This window comes from Cellulomonas sp. NPDC057328 (assembly GCF_042667215.1).
Lineage (GTDB): Bacteria > Actinomycetota > Actinomycetes > Actinomycetales > Cellulomonadaceae > Cellulomonas.
In genome coordinates this window covers 1-16,002 of the sequence record NZ_JBHUZW010000090.1, presented here as the reverse complement: position 1 = coordinate 16,002, position 16,002 = coordinate 1, and the positions used below count along the sequence as shown (strand labels likewise).

16 protein-coding genes and 1 pseudogene are annotated in these 16,002 nt (G+C 76.2%); 6 read left to right on the top strand and 11 right to left on the bottom strand.

Annotation, left to right across the window (positions count from 1 at the left end; translation table 11 throughout):
• Positions 1-370 (bottom strand): annotated as a pseudogene (locus ACFUMH_RS14450) (hypothetical protein); the annotation flags it as partial.
• Between the two features lie 535 nt (positions 371-905).
• On the opposite strand from ACFUMH_RS14450, the gene ACFUMH_RS14445 reads away from it, so the two are divergent.
• Both ACFUMH_RS14445 and ACFUMH_RS14440 read left to right on the top strand, forming a co-directional pair.
• On the top strand, positions 906-2,129 hold the full coding sequence (locus tag ACFUMH_RS14445; RefSeq protein ID WP_378206829.1) for an MFS transporter: 1,224 nt from the start codon (positions 906-908) through the stop codon (positions 2,127-2,129).
• Positions 2,130-2,272: 143 nt separating this feature from the next.
• Positions 2,273-2,704, top strand: coding sequence for a VOC family protein (locus ACFUMH_RS14440; RefSeq protein ID WP_378206826.1), 432 nt, complete (start codon positions 2,273-2,275; stop codon positions 2,702-2,704).
• Positions 2,705-2,713: 9 nt separating this feature from the next.
• Here the strand turns inward: ACFUMH_RS14440 and ACFUMH_RS14435 are convergent, their stop codons facing one another.
• From ACFUMH_RS14435 to ACFUMH_RS14425, 3 genes are all read right to left on the bottom strand, one after another.
• The gene (locus ACFUMH_RS14435) at positions 2,714-3,493 is read right to left on the bottom strand and encodes an SDR family oxidoreductase (RefSeq protein WP_378206823.1); all 780 of its coding nucleotides are present in this window, start codon (positions 3,491-3,493) and stop codon (positions 2,714-2,716) included.
• An 83-nt stretch (positions 3,494-3,576) separates the two neighbouring features.
• The gene (locus ACFUMH_RS14430) at positions 3,577-4,197 is read right to left on the bottom strand and encodes a class I SAM-dependent methyltransferase (protein WP_378206820.1); all 621 of its coding nucleotides are present in this window, start codon (positions 4,195-4,197) and stop codon (positions 3,577-3,579) included.
• Between the two features lie 38 nt (positions 4,198-4,235).
• Positions 4,236-4,739, bottom strand: coding sequence for an NUDIX domain-containing protein (locus ACFUMH_RS14425; RefSeq protein WP_378206817.1), 504 nt, complete (start codon positions 4,737-4,739; stop codon positions 4,236-4,238).
• A 147-nt stretch (positions 4,740-4,886) separates the two neighbouring features.
• Here ACFUMH_RS14425 and ACFUMH_RS14420 point away from each other — a divergent pair, with 147 nt between their 5' ends.
• Complete coding sequence (locus ACFUMH_RS14420; protein WP_378206813.1) at positions 4,887-6,176, top strand: MFS transporter; 1,290 nt, start codon at positions 4,887-4,889, stop codon at positions 6,174-6,176.
• Here the strand turns inward: ACFUMH_RS14420 and ACFUMH_RS14415 are convergent.
• From ACFUMH_RS14415 to ACFUMH_RS14395, 5 genes are all read right to left on the bottom strand, one after another.
• Positions 6,154-6,564: an ATP-binding protein gene (locus tag ACFUMH_RS14415; RefSeq protein WP_378206810.1), complete on the bottom strand. Its 411-nt coding sequence runs from the start codon at positions 6,562-6,564 to the stop codon at positions 6,154-6,156. The genes ACFUMH_RS14420 and ACFUMH_RS14415 overlap by 23 nt on opposite strands.
• On the bottom strand, positions 6,557-6,889 hold the full coding sequence (locus ACFUMH_RS14410; protein ID WP_378206807.1) for an STAS domain-containing protein: 333 nt from the start codon (positions 6,887-6,889) through the stop codon (positions 6,557-6,559). Before ACFUMH_RS14410 ends, ACFUMH_RS14415 begins: the two co-directional genes overlap by 8 nt.
• Positions 6,889-8,853: a glycosyltransferase family 2 protein gene (locus tag ACFUMH_RS14405; protein WP_378206804.1), complete on the bottom strand. Its 1,965-nt coding sequence runs from the start codon at positions 8,851-8,853 to the stop codon at positions 6,889-6,891. Before ACFUMH_RS14405 ends, ACFUMH_RS14410 begins: the two co-directional genes overlap by 1 nt.
• On the bottom strand, positions 8,850-10,049 hold the full coding sequence (locus ACFUMH_RS14400; protein ID WP_378206801.1) for a PP2C family protein-serine/threonine phosphatase: 1,200 nt from the start codon (positions 10,047-10,049) through the stop codon (positions 8,850-8,852). The genes ACFUMH_RS14405 and ACFUMH_RS14400 overlap by 4 nt, the downstream gene beginning before the upstream one ends.
• Positions 10,050-10,135: 86 nt before the next feature.
• Complete coding sequence (locus ACFUMH_RS14395; protein WP_378206798.1) at positions 10,136-10,714, bottom strand: DJ-1/PfpI/YhbO family deglycase/protease; 579 nt, start codon at positions 10,712-10,714, stop codon at positions 10,136-10,138.
• A gap of 166 nt (positions 10,715-10,880) precedes the next feature.
• Between ACFUMH_RS14395 and ACFUMH_RS14390 the strand changes: the two genes are divergently transcribed.
• Positions 10,881-11,249 carry a YciI family protein gene (locus ACFUMH_RS14390; protein ID WP_378206795.1) on the top strand — a complete coding sequence of 123 codons (369 nt, stop codon included), beginning with the start codon at positions 10,881-10,883 and terminating at the stop codon, positions 11,247-11,249.
• Positions 11,250-11,282: 33 nt separating this feature from the next.
• Positions 11,283-12,581: an RNA polymerase sigma factor gene (locus tag ACFUMH_RS14385; protein ID WP_378206792.1), complete on the top strand. Its 1,299-nt coding sequence runs from the start codon at positions 11,283-11,285 to the stop codon at positions 12,579-12,581.
• On the opposite strand, the gene ACFUMH_RS14380 is transcribed toward ACFUMH_RS14385, so the two are convergent.
• On the bottom strand, positions 12,571-13,827 hold the full coding sequence (locus ACFUMH_RS14380) for an Nramp family divalent metal transporter (RefSeq protein WP_378206789.1): 1,257 nt from the start codon (positions 13,825-13,827) through the stop codon (positions 12,571-12,573). The genes ACFUMH_RS14385 and ACFUMH_RS14380 overlap by 11 nt on opposite strands.
• 68 nt (positions 13,828-13,895) lie before the next feature.
• A complete protein-coding gene (locus tag ACFUMH_RS14375; RefSeq protein ID WP_378206786.1) occupies positions 13,896-14,534 on the bottom strand; it encodes a hypothetical protein in 639 nt (212 codons plus the stop codon).
• Between the two features lie 297 nt (positions 14,535-14,831).
• Here ACFUMH_RS14375 and ACFUMH_RS14370 point away from each other — a divergent pair, with 297 nt between their 5' ends.
• The gene (locus ACFUMH_RS14370) at positions 14,832-15,941 is read left to right on the top strand and encodes a GNAT family N-acetyltransferase (RefSeq protein WP_378206783.1); all 1,110 of its coding nucleotides are present in this window, start codon (positions 14,832-14,834) and stop codon (positions 15,939-15,941) included.
• The last annotated feature ends 61 nt before the right edge of the window (positions 15,942-16,002 follow it).

The window sequence follows — 16,002 nt, the reverse complement described above, 5'->3', positions numbered from 1 at the left end:
GCTCCGTCACGGTCGCCACCGCGTCGATCAGGGGGGCCGGCGACGGCGCGGGCCGGTCCGCGGGGGGCGCGGGTGCAGCCGCCGCGGGCGCAGCCGTCGCCGGTGCAGCCGGCGGCGCGGGCGTCGCCTCGGGGACGGTCGGCGCGGCGGGCGCGGGAGCCGCCGGGGCCTGCGGCACCACGGCGTCGACGACACCGCCCACCGTGCCCCCGACCGTCTCGCCGACCACCTGCACGACGCCACCGAGCGACCCCGTTTCGGGCGGCTCGGCCGCCTGCGCCGGTGCGGCGAGCACGGCGGCACCGGTCCACAGACCCGCGCCGGCGGCAGCGGTGAGGAGGGCGCGGCGCCACACGTCACGTCGTCGCACGTCGCCTCCTCCCGTCGCCGGCACCGGCCGGTGCCCCGGTCGCGGCACCGTACGGTGCCGCGGTGGTGGTTCGGAGCGCCCCGACCCGTGGATGGGTCCGGATCGCGCCGCGTCCTGCACGTGGTTCGGAGCGCCCCGCTCCCCCGGATGGGTCCGGATCCGCAGCACGTCTCCCACCCGTCCGGAGCCCCCGGGCCCGGGAGGATTCCGGGTCGTCGCCGACCGCCCGCACCGGCTGCGGGGCGCCGGCGTGCGGCACCTCCGCCGCCGCGGCTGACGGAATGCCCGTGCGGCGGCCGCGTCGCAGCGGGCACCATCAAGGCATGTCGCCGCACGTCCCGCCGGGTCCCGCCGCGCCCTCGTGCGCCCGCGCCGGGCGCCCGTCGTGACGGCCGACGGTCCGCCGTCCGCGGGCGCGACCACCCCGGCCGACGACGTGACGGCCACCTCCCCGGTGCCGACCGCGCCCCGCGGCGGACCGCCCGCCTCGTCGTCGGCCTCCTGGCCGGCCGCGCGCCCCCGCCTCGTCGACCGCGTGCTGCCCGCGCGGCTCGGCACCGGCTTCCGGTGGCTGCTCGCGTCGTCGTGGTCGACCAACCTCGGCGACGGCCTGCTGCTCGCCGCCGGTCCGCTGCTCGTCGCGTCGCGCACGGACGACGCGTTCCTCGTGGCCCTGGCCGCGCTGCTCACGTGGCTGCCGCCGCTGCTGTTCGGGCTGTGGGCCGGCGTGCTCACCGACCGGCTCGACCGGCGCGGCCTGGTGATCGCCGTCAACGTCGTCCGCGTGGGCGTGCTCGCGGCCCTCGCGGCGGCCGTGGCCCTCGACGCCGCGCCCATCGCCGTCGTGCTGGCGGCGCTCTTCCTCGTCGCGACCGCCGAGACCTTCGCCGACAACACGTCCGGCACCCTCGTCCCGACGCTCGTCGCGCGCGACGACCTCGCGGTCGCGAACGCCCGCGTGCAGACCGGCTTCATCGCGCTCAACCAGCTCGCCGGCCCGCCGCTCGGCGCCGCGCTCTTCGCCGCCGGGCACGCGTGGCCGGTCGCCGCGGACGCGCTGCTCGTCGGCGCCGGCGTCGCACTCGTCTCGCGCGTGCGCCTGCCTCTGCGCGGGCCGGAGCACCACGAGCGCAGCCACGTGCTCGCCGACGTCGCCGAGGGCGTGCGGTGGGTGCGGCACCACGCCGCCGTGCGCACGCTCGTGCTGACGATCCTCATCTTCAACGTCACGTTCGGCGCCGCGTTCTCCGTGCTGGTGCTCTACGCCCAGGAGCGGCTCGGGCTCGGCGACGTGGGCTACGGGCTCCTGACGACGACGCAGGCGGTCGGCGGGCTCGCGGGCATCGCCGCATACGGGTGGCTGACCGCGCGCGTGTCGCTCGCGAACCTCCTGCGCATCGGGCTCGTCATCGAGACGCTGACGCACCTCGCCCTGGCGCTGACGACGCAGGCGTGGCTCGCGCTGGGCATCTTCTTCGTGTTCGGGGCGCACGCGTTTGTCTGGGGCACCACGTCGGTGACCGTGCGCCAGCGCGCCGTCCCGGGCCGGCTCCAGGGGCGCGTCGGCAGCGTCAACCTCGTCGGCGTCTTCGGCGGGCTGGTGGTCGGTGCCGGACTCGGCGGCGTGCTCGCCCAGCGGTACGGCGTGACGGCGCCGTTCTGGTTCGCGTTCGTCGGCTCGGCGGTGTTCGTCGTGCTCATCTGGCGCCAGCTGCGGCACGTGGCCCACGCCGACGAGCAGCCGGCACCGGAGGCCTGACGCCGAGCCCGCAGCGCGCGTATCGCGGCGCCGGGACCCCGCGCGGCGTGGCGAGCGCGTAGTGTCCGGATCGTCCCCACCGCCGTCGGGCACCGCCCGTCCGCGCGGGCGACCGCCGCGGGGACGGCGTACGGGAGGTCGGCATGGGCAACCTGGTCGGGCACTTCGAGATCCACGCGACCGAGCCGCAGGTGCTCGTCGACTTCTACTCGACCCTGCTCGGCTGGACGTTCACGCGCTTCGGCGACCTGGAGTACTGGGCCGTCGACACCGGCGAGGACGCGATCACGCCCGGCCGGGCCGGCGCCGGCATCAACGGCGGCCTGACGCGCCGGCGCGGGCCGCGCCCCGAGCCGGGCGCACCCGTCAAGGGCGCGAACCTGGTGGTCGGCGTCGACGGCAGCGTCGACGCGCTGTTCCGGCGCGCGCTCGAGCTCGGGGCGACGGTCGCCCTCCCGCTCGACGACATGCCCGGCGTCGGCCGCCTCGGCTACCTGCACGACCCGGACGGCAACCTGGTGGGGCTGCTGTCCGTCGTGCTCTCGGACGGCACGAACGTGCTCGACGCGATGTGACGTGCCGCGTCAGGCGATGAGCGACTGCCCTCCGTCGACGAACACCTCGGTGCCGGTCACGTGGCTCGCCGCGTCGGAGACGAGGTACGCGATCGTGTCGGCGACCTGCGCCGCCGAGCCCGACCGCTCGCCCGTCAGCGGGATCTGCCCCTCGGGGTACTCGGCCGGCACGCCGAGGCCCTCGGTGCCGCGCTGCTCGGTGTTGTCGTCGATCTCGGTGTCGATCGCCCCCGGGCACACGGAGTTGACGCGGACGCCGCGCGGGCCGAGCTCGACGGCGGCCATGCGCGCGAACGCGACCTGGCCCGCCTTGCTCGTCGCGTACGCCGACGCCCCCGAGTTGCTGAACGTCCGCGTCCCGTTGATCGACGCGACGACCACCACCGCACCGCCCTGCCGCACGAGCAGCGGAACCGCGTACCGCACGGTGAGGAACGTGCCCGTGAGGTTGGTGCCGATCGTGCTGGCCCACTCCTCCGGCTCCAGCTCCTCGAGCGGGGCCCAGACGCCGTTGACACCGGCGTTCGCGACGACGACGTCGAGCCGCCCGAGCTCCCGCTCGATCCGCGCCACCACGTCCCGCACCGTGCCGGCGTCGCCCACGTCGCCCGCCACGGGGAGCGCGGTCCCGCCGTCGCGGCGGATCTCCTCGGCGACGTCGTCCGCGCTCTCCTGCCCGTGCCCCAGCGGCACGACCGTGGCGCCCTCGCGCGCGAGCCGCACGGCGGTCGCCCGCCCGATGCCCGACCCCGCGCCCGTCACGAGCGCGACCTTGCCCTCCAGCGTCATCGTGCACCCCTCCCGTGGTCGACGTCGTCGACGCTAACCACGGCACCGGTGCCCCGCGCGCCGAGCGACGGCCCGGAGGACGGTCAGGCCGGTGGGCGCGTCCAGACGGCCGACCACCGCCAGTAGACGTGCCGCCGGTAGCGCGCGCCGGGCAGCAGCTCCCGCACCAGGGCGCGCATCTCGGCGTACGTCGCGGGCGGCGGCCAGACGGTCGGCGACGGGTGCTCCCAGTACCCGCGGCGCCGGCGTGCCACCGGCGACATCAGCAGCCCCGCCGCCTCGTACGGCAGGTCGAGCGGCGACGACACCCGGGCGAGGCCCACGACCGCGAGCCGCCCGCCGGGACGCACGAGCTCGGCCAGACGCAGCAGGCCGGCGCGCGCGTCCTGGTGGTGCAGCGTCGCGACCGACGCGACGACGTCGAACGACGCCGGCGCGAAGGGGTGCGTCAGCACGTCGCCCTCGACCCAGGCGACGTCGCCGCCGGCCGCCCGCGCGGCCGCCAGGCTGGGGCCGTGCAGGTCGACGCCGGTCACCTCCGGCACGCGCTCGCGCAGACGCCGGGCGAGCGTGCCCTCGCCGCACCCGACGTCGAGCGCCGTCCGCGCGCCGGCGGGCACCGCGTCGAGCACGACGCGGTGGTAGTGCACGTTGTGGTTCCAGCGGCCGCGCCCGCCGTCGTCGGTGCGGACGTCGGCGCTCATGCGTCGGCGCTCATGCGTCGGCGCTCATGCGTCGGCGCTCATGCCGGCACGCCGCGGGCGGCGAGGGCGTCGATCGCGGGCACCTGCCCGGCGACGAGGCGCTCGCGCGCGTCGTCCCAGGTCGTCCACTGCGCGCGGTCGACCTCGGGGAACGTCAGCCGCCGCCCGGACCGCGGCGGCCACTCGACCTCCACGGTGCTGACGCCCGGGCGCGTCGTCAGGTCGTCGGACGCGGGGTCGGCGGGCGACCCGACGAGGTCCGCCGGCACCTCGACCGCGAGCACCACGACGACCTTGCCGGACGCGTACCGGAACGCGCCGAGCTCGACGGCCGGCAGGTCCGGCGCCGGCACGCCGACCTCCTCGCGGAACTCGCGGTGCGCCGCGGTGACGACGTCCTCCCCCGGCTCGACGAGGCCCTTGGGGACGGTCCACGCGCGGGCGTCCTTGCGCGCCCAGTACGGACCACCCATGTGGGCGATCAGCACGCGCGGCGCGGGGCCGCCGTGGTGCAGGAGGATCCCGGCGCTCGTGACGGCCATCCGCGGACCGTACCGTGCGCACGTGCGCACGTGGGTCGCCGGGACGGAACGGGACGTCCCGGGCACGCGCGCAGGGCGTCACGACCGCCGTGAACGTCGCCGTGCACTCTTGTCAACGCCCTGCGTGAAACTGCTACGGTGCCGCCCATGCCGACGCCCGGGCACCGTTCCGCGTTCTGGTGGCTGTGGACGTCGTCCGGGCTGTCGAACGCTGCCGACGGCGTGCTGAAGACGGCGCTGCCGCTGGTCGCGCTCCGCTACACGGACTCCCCGGTCGTCATCGCCGGCATCCCGCTCGCGCTGTCCCTCCCGTGGCTCGTCGCGTCCCTGCCCGCGGGCGCCCTGGCCGACCGGTGGGACCGGCGCCGGACCATGCTCGTCGCCAACCTCGTCCGCGCGGGCGCCCTCGTCGCGCTCGTCGCGGTGCCCCTCACCGGCACCGGCTCGCTCGTGCTGCTGTACGGCGTGGCCGTCGTCATCGGCACGGCCGAGGTCTTCCACGACACGAGCGCGCAGTCGATCCTGCCGCGGGTCGTCGGCCGCGCGGAGCTCGACCGGGCGAACGGGCGGCTGTACGCCGTCGAGGTGACCGCCAACCAGTTCGTCGGTCCCCCGCTCGGGGGGTTCCTCGTGGCCGCGGGCGTCGCGGTCGCGACCGGGGCGCCCGCGCTGCTGTGGGTCCTCGCGGTGCTCGCGCTGCTGGGCGTGCGGGGCACGTTCCGCGCCGGCCGGACGGACGCGGTGGCGTCGGCGCCGCGCACCACGCTGCGGGCCGAGGTCGGCGAGGGCCTGCGCTTCCTCTGGCAGCGTCCCGTGCTGCGCACGCTCGCGCTCATGGTCGGGGTCTCCAACCTCGCGGAGTCCGCGATGATGGCCGTCTTCGTCCTGTGGGCGGTCGGCCCCGACTCGCCGCTCGGCCTGTCCGAGCCGGGGTACGGCGCGCTCATGACCTCGGTGGCCGTCGGCGCCGTCCTGGGGTCGCTCGCCGCGACGTGGATCGCCGGGCGGCTCGGCCGCACCGTCAGCCTCGCGCTGTGCATCCTCGTCGCCGCCGCGTCGCACGCCGTGCCGGCGCTGACCACGAGCGTCCTCGTCGTCGCCGGCGTGTGGGCGCTGGCCGGCGCCGGCATCGCCGTGTGGAACGTCGTCACCGTGTCGCTGCGCCAGCGGCTCACGCCCGACCACCTGCTCGGCCGCCTCAACAGCGCCTACCGCCTGCTGGCGTGGGGCACCATGCCCGTCGGCGCGCTGCTCGGCGGACTCATCGCCCAGGAGGTCGGGCTCGTGTGGGTGTTCGCGGTCGCGACCGTCCTCGACCTCGTCCTGCTGCTGTGCCTGCCGGTGCTCCGCGAGCGGCACCTGAGGGCGGCCGAGGACGAGCGCGTCCCCGGCACGGGGACCGGCCCCACGGAGGTCATGCAGACCGTCGCCGGGTGAGCGTCCACCGGGTGCCGCCGGGCCGGGCCGTGCAGACGACGTCGACGAGCGCGTGCACCAGGGGCAGGCCCCGACCGGACTCCGCCTCCGGTCCCGGCATCGCCGGCGCGGGGTCGAGCGACAGCGGCAGACCGTCCTGGTCGATGACGACCACGACGGCGTCGGCGCCGACCGTCACGTGCAGGCCCGGCCCGTGCCAGCGGCCGTCCGGGCCGTGGCGCACCACGTTCCCGGCCACCTCGACGAGCGCCGTCTCCACCGCGATCCGGTCCATGTCACCGACGTCCGGCACCTGGACCCACAGCCGCTCGAGCGCACCGTGGGCGCGGTCGAGCACGGTCTCCGCGTCCTCGCCGTCGAGCGCGACGTCGACCCGGACGTCAGGCACCGAGGGCGTCCTCGACCGTGCCGTAGGGCCGGAGCACCCGGTCCATCGTCGTCAGCCGCAGCACCGTCATGACCTGCGCACCGACGCAGGCGATCCGCAGGTCCCCGCCGGCGGCGCGCGCCCGGCGCAGTCCCCCGACGAGCGCACCCAGCCCGGACGAGTCCATGAAGGACGTGTCCGTCAGGTCGACGACCACCACCGCGTCGCCGGCCTCCACCACGCGGTCGACCTCCGCCTTGAGCTCGCCGGCCGTGACCATCGTCAGCCGACCCTGCGGCCGCAGCACGGCCACCCCGCCGCCCCGCACGTCCGTCCCGATCTCCATCAGCCCTCCTCCTCGGCGCCCTGGTACCCGCGGTACCGCAGCGCCTGCACGATCACGCTCAGCACGACGAGGTCGTAGACGACCCACGCCAGGTTCACCGCGGTGCCCACCCAGGGTGCGTACCCCAGCGACCACCGCACGATCCCGATGACGGCCGCCACCACGAGGGTCGCCATCGCGGCGAGCTGCGGCCGGACGAGCCGCCACGCGCCCGTCTGCGACTGGCGGACCTTGGGCGTCACGGCGAAGCCGAGCGGCCGCCCCCACCACACGTTCGCCGCCGCCGTCCACGTCGCCTTGATCCACACCGGGAAGAGCGCCAGCGAGTACTGCTGCCCCCGCCACGTCCGCAGGCCGCGCGCGGCGGTGAGGAACAGCAGCTGGCTGGCGATCTGGAACGGCAGGAACCGCAGGAAGAAGTCCACGCTCCACGCGGTGACCGGCAGCACGCCGAAGCACAGGAAGATCACCGGGGCCGCCAGGTAGACGACGGCGGCGAAGCCGGACAGGTAGCTCCACATCGTCGCCGCGTACATGAGCCGCTGCCCGAGCCGCAGGCCTCGCACGGTCAGCGGGTTCTCCTGCAGGAAGACCTGCATCGTCCCCTGGGCCCAGCGCAGGCGCTGCGTGATCATCGTCCCGAGGTCCTCCGGCGCCAGGCCGTGCGCCAGCGACTCGTGGTGGTAGACGGTCCGCCAGCCGAGGGAGTGCAGCCGCATCGCGGTCGCCATGTCCTCCGTGACCGACAGCGTCGCGACCGGCATGACCGCCAGGGCCTCGTCGGAGCGGTCGACGTCGACCGCGCGCAGGAGGGCCCGCACGGACTCGAGCGCGCCCAGCGGGGACCACTCGCGGGCGGCCAGGGCGGCGAGCGCGTCCTCGTCCACGACGGTGGCGGTCTGCCCCGCCCCGGCGGGTGCGGCCGGCCCGTCGGCGGCGAGCGCGGGCGCGAGCGCCCCGAGGGCCTCGAGGTCGGCGCGGATCGACGCCATGTCGCCGGCCACGACCGTCCCGGACACCTCGTCCACGCGGCGCTGGAACGCGTACGTGACGTCGGCGAGCGCCTCGCCGGCGTCGAGGTCGCGCAGGGCCCGCGCCGCCGCCTGCGCGACGTCGTCGAGGGCCGCGGCGACCCGCGGGTCGTCGGCACGGCGCCGCGCGCGCTGGAGCACGCGCCGGGACGTGGCGAGCGCCTCGCGCACCGTGCGCTCCGTCTCGCGCACGTACCCGACGAGGCCGAGCTGCATGAGGGCGTCGCGGCGCAGGATCGCGTTGGAGCCGCAGAAGAAGGCCGCGTTCCAGCCGTCCTTGCCCTGCTGGATCGGGCCGTAGAACAGCGGCGCCTGGCTCCCCAGCGGGTCGGCGTCCGGCACGTTCGTGAAGAACTGCGGCGTCTGGACGAGCGCCACCTGCGGGTCGTCGAAGTACGCGAGGGTGCGGTCGAGGATCTCCGGCGCCGGGATCTGGTCGGCGTCGAGCACGAGGACCAGCTCGCCCTCGGTGAGCGCCAGCGCGTTGTTGAGGTTGCCCGCCTTGGCGTGCTTCGGCCGGTCGGCCCAGTCCTCGCCGCGCACGATGTAGCCGACGCCCAGGCGCTCCGCGGCGGCGCGCATCTCGGCCCGGGCGCCGTCGTCCAGCACCCAGGTGCGGTGCGGGTAGCGGATGTCGCGCGCGGCCTCGGCGGTGCGCGCGACGAGCGGGACGGGCTCGTCGTACGTCGTGATGAAGACGTCGACCGTCACGCCGTCGGGCGGCGGGCCCGGGTCCTCGCGCTGCTTCGCGCGCCACATCGTGATGCCGAACAGGGTGACGTCGACGAACGAGTACGTCTCGGCGAGCACGAGCGGCACGGCGATCCACCACGCCGACCAGTTGACCGACTCCAGCCAGCGCCAGACGGTGTAGTTGAGGCCCAGCACCAGCGTGAGCGTGATGACGACGCGCAGGCCGAGCTCGCGTCTCACGCGGTGTCCCCGCGCCGGACCGCGACGACGGTGACGTCGTCCGGTCGCGTCCCGCTGCGGGCGGCGAGGGCCAGCACGCGGTCGACCGCCTCCGCGGCGGTCGCCGCGCCGACGGCCGTCGCCGCGACCTCGTCCATCACCGCGACGTCGCCGCCGAGGGCGTCGACCACGCCGTCGCTCACGGCGAGCAGCAGGTCGCCCGGCGCCAGCGTCAGCCGCTCGGCGTCCCGGACCGCCTCGCCCGGCGCGACGTCCAGCAGGAAGCCCAGCGGCGGGCCGCCGGGGGCCAGCCGGTGCACGCCGCCGTCCGCGCGGACGACGGCGGACAGGCCGTGGCCCGCGTCGACGTAGGAGACCTCGCCCGTCGCCGCCTCGACGTGGGCGTGCAGGAGCGTCGCGAACGTCGCCGTCTGCGTGAGGTCGGAGGCGAGCGCCTCCTCGGCCGCGGCGACCGCCTGCTCGACGTCGCCCCGCCGGGACGCCGCCCGCAGCACGGCCCGCACCGTCGCGGCGATGATCGCGGCGCCCATGCCCTTGCCCATGACGTCGGCGATCGACAGCGTCACCCCGGTCGGCGTCGGCGCCCAGTCGTAGAAGTCCCCGCCCACTCCCCGGGCCGGCTGGCACGCGCCGGCGACCTCCCAGCCGTCGACCCGGGGCGGCGCGGCGGGCAGCAGCCCCGCCTGGACGTGCGCCGCCCGCTCGAGCTCCTCGACGACGACGAGCTCCTCCTCGACCCACGCGGCCAGGTCGCGCAGCAGGGCACGGTCGGCCTCGCCGAACACGCGCGCCCGGTTGTCGACCAGGCACAGCGTGCCGACGCGGTGGCCGCCCGCCGCCAGGGGATGGCCGGCGTAGAAGCGCAGGCCGGGGTCGTCGACCACCCACGGGTTGGTGGTGAAGCGCGGGTCGGCGGCCGCGTCCTCGATGACGAACGTCTCGCCGTCCTCGATCGTGAGCCGGCAGAACGACGTGTCCCGCGGCGCCTCCAGCAGGTCGAGCCCGACCTTCGCCTTGTAGAACAGCCGGTCCCGGTCGACCAGCGACACGTACGCCGTCGGCACGTCGAACAGCTGCTGCGCCAGCCGCACGACCCGGTCGAAGCGCTCCTCCGGCGGGGTGTCGAGGAGGCCGAGCTCCCGGACCGCCGTCACGCGCTCCTCCTCCACCGCCCGGGGGTCGCTCTGGTTCGCCATGCAGCGACGCTAACCGGCGCGAGGCGCGGCTGTGACGCCGGAGTGACGGATATCCGGAATGTCCACCCGCCGTGGGGCGAGGGCGGTCAGGCTGCCCCCGACCCGGTCGCCCCCAGGACGGCGTCCACCGCGCCGAGGAAGTCGTCGAGGTCGTCGGGGGTCCGCGACGTGACGAGCGTCCAGCCGCCCGCGTCGTCGCTCACGACGGAGCGGTCGACCCACTCACCCCCCGCGTTGCGGACGTCGGTGCGCAGCGACGGGTAGGACGTGAGCGTCTTGCCCTCGAGCACGCCCGCCTCGACGAGCGCCCACGGGCCGTGGCAGATCGCCGCGACGGGGCGGCCGTCCGACGTGAACTCCTTGACGAGCGCCGGGGCGTCGTCCTGCAGGCGCAGGTTGTCGGCGTTGATGGTGCCGCCGGGCAGCAGCAGCATGTCGTAGCCGGACGCGTCGACGGCGGACAGCACGGTGTCGGGGTCGACCGACTCGCCGGGGTCCTTGTCGCCGACCAGCGTCCGGATCGGCCCGTCCTCGACGGCGGCGACGTCGACCTGGGCGCCGGCGTCCCGCAGGTGCCGCACGGGGACGACGAGCTCGTCCTGCTCCACGCCGTAGTTCGTGACGACGGCGAGCACGCGGCGGCCGGTGACGTCGGTGTCGGGCATGTCTCTCGCTCCTTCGGGTGGGGTGCGATGTCCCTGCCACGCTAGGTCGGGCGGGCGCGGGCCGCAGGGCGAGGGACCGCCGGCAGGGCCTGTCGAAATCCCGGACCCTCGCGCGTCATGGGTCGTGACGGGCACAGTGGGTGCCCTGCGACGAGAGGGGACCACCATGGCCGACGCACGCACCTACCTCGTGATGCTGTGGGGCGACGAGGCACCGTGGGTCAACGCGACGCCCGAGCAGCGCACGGCCGCCTTCGCGGACCACGACCGCTTCTCCAAAGCCTGCGTCGAGGGCGGGCACGAGATCCTCGGCGGCGAGGAGCTCGACACCGCGCGCACGGCGACGCTCGTGCGGCCCGGCGCCGACGGCTCCGAGGTCGTCGACGGCCCGTACACGGAGACGGTGGAGCAGCTCGGCGGGTACTACCTCATCCGCACGGCCGACCTGCCGGGGCTGCAGGCGCTCCTGCCGATGATCATGGACGGCGGGACGGTGGAGATCCGGCCCGTCGTGCCCTACACCGAGGGCCAGTGACCTCGGCGGCGGGCGCGGCACCGGCGGGTGCGCGTGGCTGACGGCCGCCGCCGCACCGACGTCGACGCCGCGCTCGCCGACGCGTGGCGCGCGCACTGGTCGCACGTCGTCGCGCTGCTGGTCGGGCAGTTCGCGAGCCCCGACCTGGCGGAGGACGGCGCGGCCGACGCGTTCGAGGCCGCGGCCCGCACGTGGCCGGTCGACGGCGTGCCGACGAGCCCCGGGGCGTGGCTGCTCACCGCGGCGCGCCGCCGGGTGCTCGACCGGCTGCGCACGCAGGCCGTGCACCGCCGCAAGGAGCCGCTCATGGTCGTGGACGCGCGCGTGCGGGAGCTGGCGGCCGCGGCCGTCGACCCCGGCGAGCACGTCGCCGACGACCAGCTGCGCCTCGTGCTGGCGTGCTGCCACCCCGCGCTGGCGCCGGCCGACCGCGTCGCGCTGACGCTGCGCTTCGTCGTCGGGCTCGGCACGGCCGACATCGCGCGGCTGCAGCTCGTGCAGCACACGGCGATGTCGGCGCGGCTGACGCGGGCGAAGAAGCGGCTCGCGACGTCCGGCATCCCGTTCGCGGTGCCGCCGTCGGACCGGCTCGACGAGCGCCTCGACACGGTCGCGACGGTGCTGTACCTCGTGTTCACGGCCGGGTACCAGCCCGCGGAGGCGCCCGGCGGCCTGCGCGTCGACCTCGCGCACGAGGCGATCCGGCTCACGCGCGAGCTCGACCGGCTGCTCGGCGGCCGCCCCGGCCTGCGCGCGCTGCTCGCGCTCATGCTGCTCCAGCACTCGCGCCGCGACACGCGCCTCGACGCCGACGGGCGGATCGTCCTGCTGCCCGACCAGGACCGCTCCCGCTGGCACGCGCACGAGATCGCCGAGGGGCTCGCGCTCGTGCGCGCGCTGCCGCCGCTCGAGGGCCTCGCCGAGGACCACCGCCTCCAGGCGCTCGTCGCCGCCGAGCACGCGTCGGCCCCGACCGCCGCGGACACGCGGTGGGACGTCGTCGCCGGGCTGTACGCGGCGCTCGAGCGCCGGACCGGGTCGCCGGTGGTGCGGCTCGCGCGCGCCGTCGCGGTCGCCGAGGGCGTGGGACCGGAGGCGGGCCTGGCGCTGCTCGACGGCCTCGACGACGTGCTCGTCCACCACCACCGGCTGCCGGCCGTGCGCGGGGAGCTGCTGCTGCGCGCGGGCCGGGCGGACGAGGCCGTCGCGGAGCTGGGGCGGGCGCTCGCGCTGGTGCCGGACACCGCCGAGCGCACGCACCTGGCCGAGCGGCTGGCGGTGGCGCGCGCGGCGGCCGGCGCGGGTGCCGGTGCCGACGCCGTCAGCCCGTGACGAGCAGCACCAGCAGCGCGAGGTTGAGCGCGACGACGAGCGTCACGACGACCCACAGCACGGCCTGCAGCCACGCGCCGTTGCGGTCGGCGCCCATGAGCGCGCGGTCCCGGCCGAGCCGCACGAGCGGGACGAGCGCGAACGGGATGCCGAAGCTGAGCACGACCTGGCTGAGCACGAGCGTCCAGGTGGGGTCGGCGCCGAGCGCCAGCAGGAGGATCGCGGGCGTGATCGTCACGGCCCGGCGCACGAGCAGCGGCACGCGCCTGCGGACGAGCCCCTCCATGATCGCCGCGCCGGCGTAGGCGCCGACCGACGTCGACGCCAGACCCGAGGCCAGCAGCCCGACGGCGAAGGCGATGCCGATGCCCGGGCCGAGCGCGTCGACGATGGCGCCGTGCGCGCCCTCGATGGAGTCGGTGCCCTCGGTGCCCTGCAGGCCCGCGGCGGCGAGGAGCAGCAGGCCGATGTTGACGGCGCCGGCGACCGCGAGCGCGGTGGCGACGTCCCAGCGGGTGGCGCGCAGCAGGAGGCGGCGGCCGTCGCCGGCGGGAGCGTGCCCGTGCCGGTCGCGGACCAGCGCGGAGTGCACGTAGATGGCGTGCGGCATGACGGTCGCGCCGAGCATGCTCGCCGCGAGCAGCACGGAGTCGGTGCCCGCGAAGCGCGGCACGAGCCCGCCGAGCACGCCGCCCGCGTCGGGCGGGTCGACGACGAGCCCGCACAGGAACCCGACGGTGATGACGCCCAGCAGGGTCACGACGACGGCCTCGAACCTCCGCTGCCCGAACCGGTCCTGCGTCACGAGCAGCGCCATCGACGCGACGCCCACGAGCAGCCCGCCGAGCGGCAGCGGCACGCCGAACAGCAGGTGCAGCGCGATCGCGCCGCCGACGACCTCGGCGACGTCGGTGGCCGCGGCGACGAGCTCCGCCTGCAGCCAGTAGGCGAGGCGCGGGCCGCGCCGCAGCCGCCGGCCGAGCACGCCGGGCAGCGACTCCCCCGTGACCAGCCCGAGCTTCGCCGACTGGTACTGCACGAGCACGGCCATGACGTTCGCGGCGACGAGCACCCACAGCAGCAGGTACCCGTAGCGGGCGCCCGCGGTGAGGTTGGCGGCGACGTTGCCGGGGTCGACGTAGGCGACGGCGGCGACGAACGCGGGCCCGAGCAGGACGGGCACGCCGCGCCGCGGCCGCCCGGGCCGCGTCGGCGGGCTCGGCTGGTCGACGGCGGGCGCGGCCACGGCTCCTCCTCAAGTTCGGGTGTCCGAACTCTAGCGCGCGGACGTCCGTACGCCAGCCCGTACGCGCCTCAGGCGGCGGCCACCGCGCGCTCCCACGCGTCGCCGTCGACGCGCCGGAAGCCGACCCGCTCCAGGTACGGCGCCGAGCCCGGCGGCGCGCTCGGCACCACCAGCCGCCGCAGGCCGTGCGCCGCGAACACGTCCGTGCCGCGGTACACGAACTCACCGGGGGTGAAGTCGCGGAACCGCGGCGTGACCCAGTCGAGCAGCACCAGGCCCGTGCCGCCTCCCGAGTCGCGGACCAGCACCACGCCGACCGTCTCGTCGCCGCGCACGACGAGGAACGCGAGCTCGTCGCCGTCGCCCGCCTCGACGTTGAGGGCCGGGACCGTGCGGTGCCGGGCGACGTCGTCCGCGTGCACCGCGAGCACGTGCCGCAGGTACGCGTCGTCCGGGGCGACCGCGACGACCGCGTACACGCGCGCGTCGTCCCGCTCCCGGCGCAGCCGCCACAGCCAGTACACGTTGATGAGCGAGATCGCACCGTTCATCGCCGCGAACGCCCAGATCCCGAACACGGCGTTGTAGGCGGTGGCCAGCAGCGACCCCACCAGGTTCATGACGCGGAAGCGCCACACGCGCGCCTGCATGAGCGAGAGCACGACCAGCACCGAGCCGGCCCATCCGACGACCTCGAGCCACACCACCGGCGCACCCTAGCCCCGCCGCACCACCCCCACCCGCCAGGCCCTCCGCCGCCCCCCGGACGGCCCTCCCTGCCGAGGCCACCGGACCCCCACCTCGCCGAGGTCGCCCGTCCGGTCGCGAGGTCGCCTGCTCGGACCGGCGACCTCGCGGTGCACCCGGCGATCTCGGCGTGCGGGTGGGTCGGCGTGGGGGCCGACGGGGGCCCACGGGTGGTGGTGGGCGGGTGGTGGGCGGGTCGGTGGACGGTGGCGGAAATGCGTCGACGTCGGCGGGCGGGCGCGAGGACAGTGGCGGGCATGGACGGCACGACCACGACCTGGACCCTGCGCGAGCTCCCGCTCGTCGTCACCCCCGAGGACGCCGACGGCTGGCTGCTCGTCGGTCTGGTGCGGGCGCGCAACGCCGTGATCCGCGCCGAGTGGGGGCACGACGACTTCGCCTCCACCGAGCGCGAGGCGTTCTCCGACCTGCAGCACCAGCAGTACTGGCGCCGCCGGCGCGTGGTCGCGCTCGCCGACGGCGTCGACGGCGACCCCGACCGCGTCGTCGGGTACGCGCGCCTGGACCTGCCGCTGCGCGAGAACCTGCACACCGGCTACGCCGACATCGGCGTCCTGCCCGGCCACCGCGGCCGCGGGATCGGCACCGCGCTGCACGCGGCCGCGACGGCGCTCGCGCGCGGCGACGGCCGCACGAAGCTCGTCGCCGAGACCGACCACGCCGTCGAGCCGCCCGGGGGTGCGGGCGCGCTGTCCGCGCCGACCGGCTCGGGCCGCATCCCTGCCGACGACCCGTCGGTGCGCTGGGCGCAGGCGCAGGGCTGGGTGCTCGAGCAGGTCGTGCGGCACTCGCGCCTGCACCTGCCGGTCGATCCCGACGTGCTCGCCCGGGAGCGGGCGGCGCACGAGCGGGCCGGCGCCGACTACCGCGTGGTGCAGTGGCAGGACTCGTGCCCCGAGGAGTGGGTCGACCAGTTCGCGCTGCTCAACACGCGCATGAGCACCGACGTCCCGCTCGGCGGCCTCGACCTCGAGGAGGACAGCTGGGACGCCGAGCGCATCCGCACCACCGAGGCGCAGATGCTCGCCCGCGGGGAGCACCTGCTGACGTCGGCCGTCGAGCACGTGCCGACCGGGACGCTCGCCGCGTTCTCCTCGTTCCAGGTGCCGAGCCACAGCGACGAGTTCGTCTGGCAGGGCGACACGCTGGTCATCAAGGAGCACCGCGGCCGCCGGCTCGGGATGCTCGTGAAGATCGCGCAGCTCGACCTGCTCGCGCGGACGCTGCCCTCCGTGCGGCGCATCAGCACGTGGAACGCCGAGGAGAACAGCTGGATGCTCGCCATCAACGTGGCGCTCGGGTTCCGTCCCGCGGGCTGCGTCGGGGAGTGGCAGGCCGAGCTCTGACGCGGCGGCGGACGGCCGCGTCACCGCGGACGCGCGTGCGCGGCGGTGCGGAGGGCACCGC

Excerpts from the sequence above, each read along its gene's own strand:
- ACFUMH_RS14395 (WP_378206798.1), bottom strand. The coding sequence starts at position 10,714 with ATGCCCGACACCGACGTCACCGGCCGCCGCGTGCTCGCCGTCGTCACG.
- ACFUMH_RS14420 (WP_378206813.1), top strand. The coding sequence starts at position 4,887 with ATGCCGACGCCCGGGCACCGTTCCGCGTTCTGGTGGCTGTGGACGTCG.
- ACFUMH_RS14440 (WP_378206826.1), top strand. The coding sequence starts at position 2,273 with ATGGGCAACCTGGTCGGGCACTTCGAGATCCACGCGACCGAGCCGCAG.
- ACFUMH_RS14425 (WP_378206817.1), bottom strand. The coding sequence starts at position 4,739 with ATGGCCGTCACGAGCGCCGGGATCCTCCTGCACCACGGCGGCCCCGCG.
- ACFUMH_RS14400 (WP_378206801.1), bottom strand. The coding sequence starts at position 10,049 with ATGGCGAACCAGAGCGACCCCCGGGCGGTGGAGGAGGAGCGCGTGACG.
- ACFUMH_RS14370 (WP_378206783.1), top strand. The coding sequence starts at position 14,832 with ATGGACGGCACGACCACGACCTGGACCCTGCGCGAGCTCCCGCTCGTC.
- ACFUMH_RS14430 (WP_378206820.1), bottom strand. The coding sequence starts at position 4,197 with ATGAGCGCCGACGTCCGCACCGACGACGGCGGGCGCGGCCGCTGGAAC.
- ACFUMH_RS14390 (WP_378206795.1), top strand. The coding sequence starts at position 10,881 with ATGGCCGACGCACGCACCTACCTCGTGATGCTGTGGGGCGACGAGGCA.
- ACFUMH_RS14410 (WP_378206807.1), bottom strand. The coding sequence starts at position 6,889 with ATGGAGATCGGGACGGACGTGCGGGGCGGCGGGGTGGCCGTGCTGCGG.
- ACFUMH_RS14435 (WP_378206823.1), bottom strand. The coding sequence starts at position 3,493 with ATGACGCTGGAGGGCAAGGTCGCGCTCGTGACGGGCGCGGGGTCGGGC.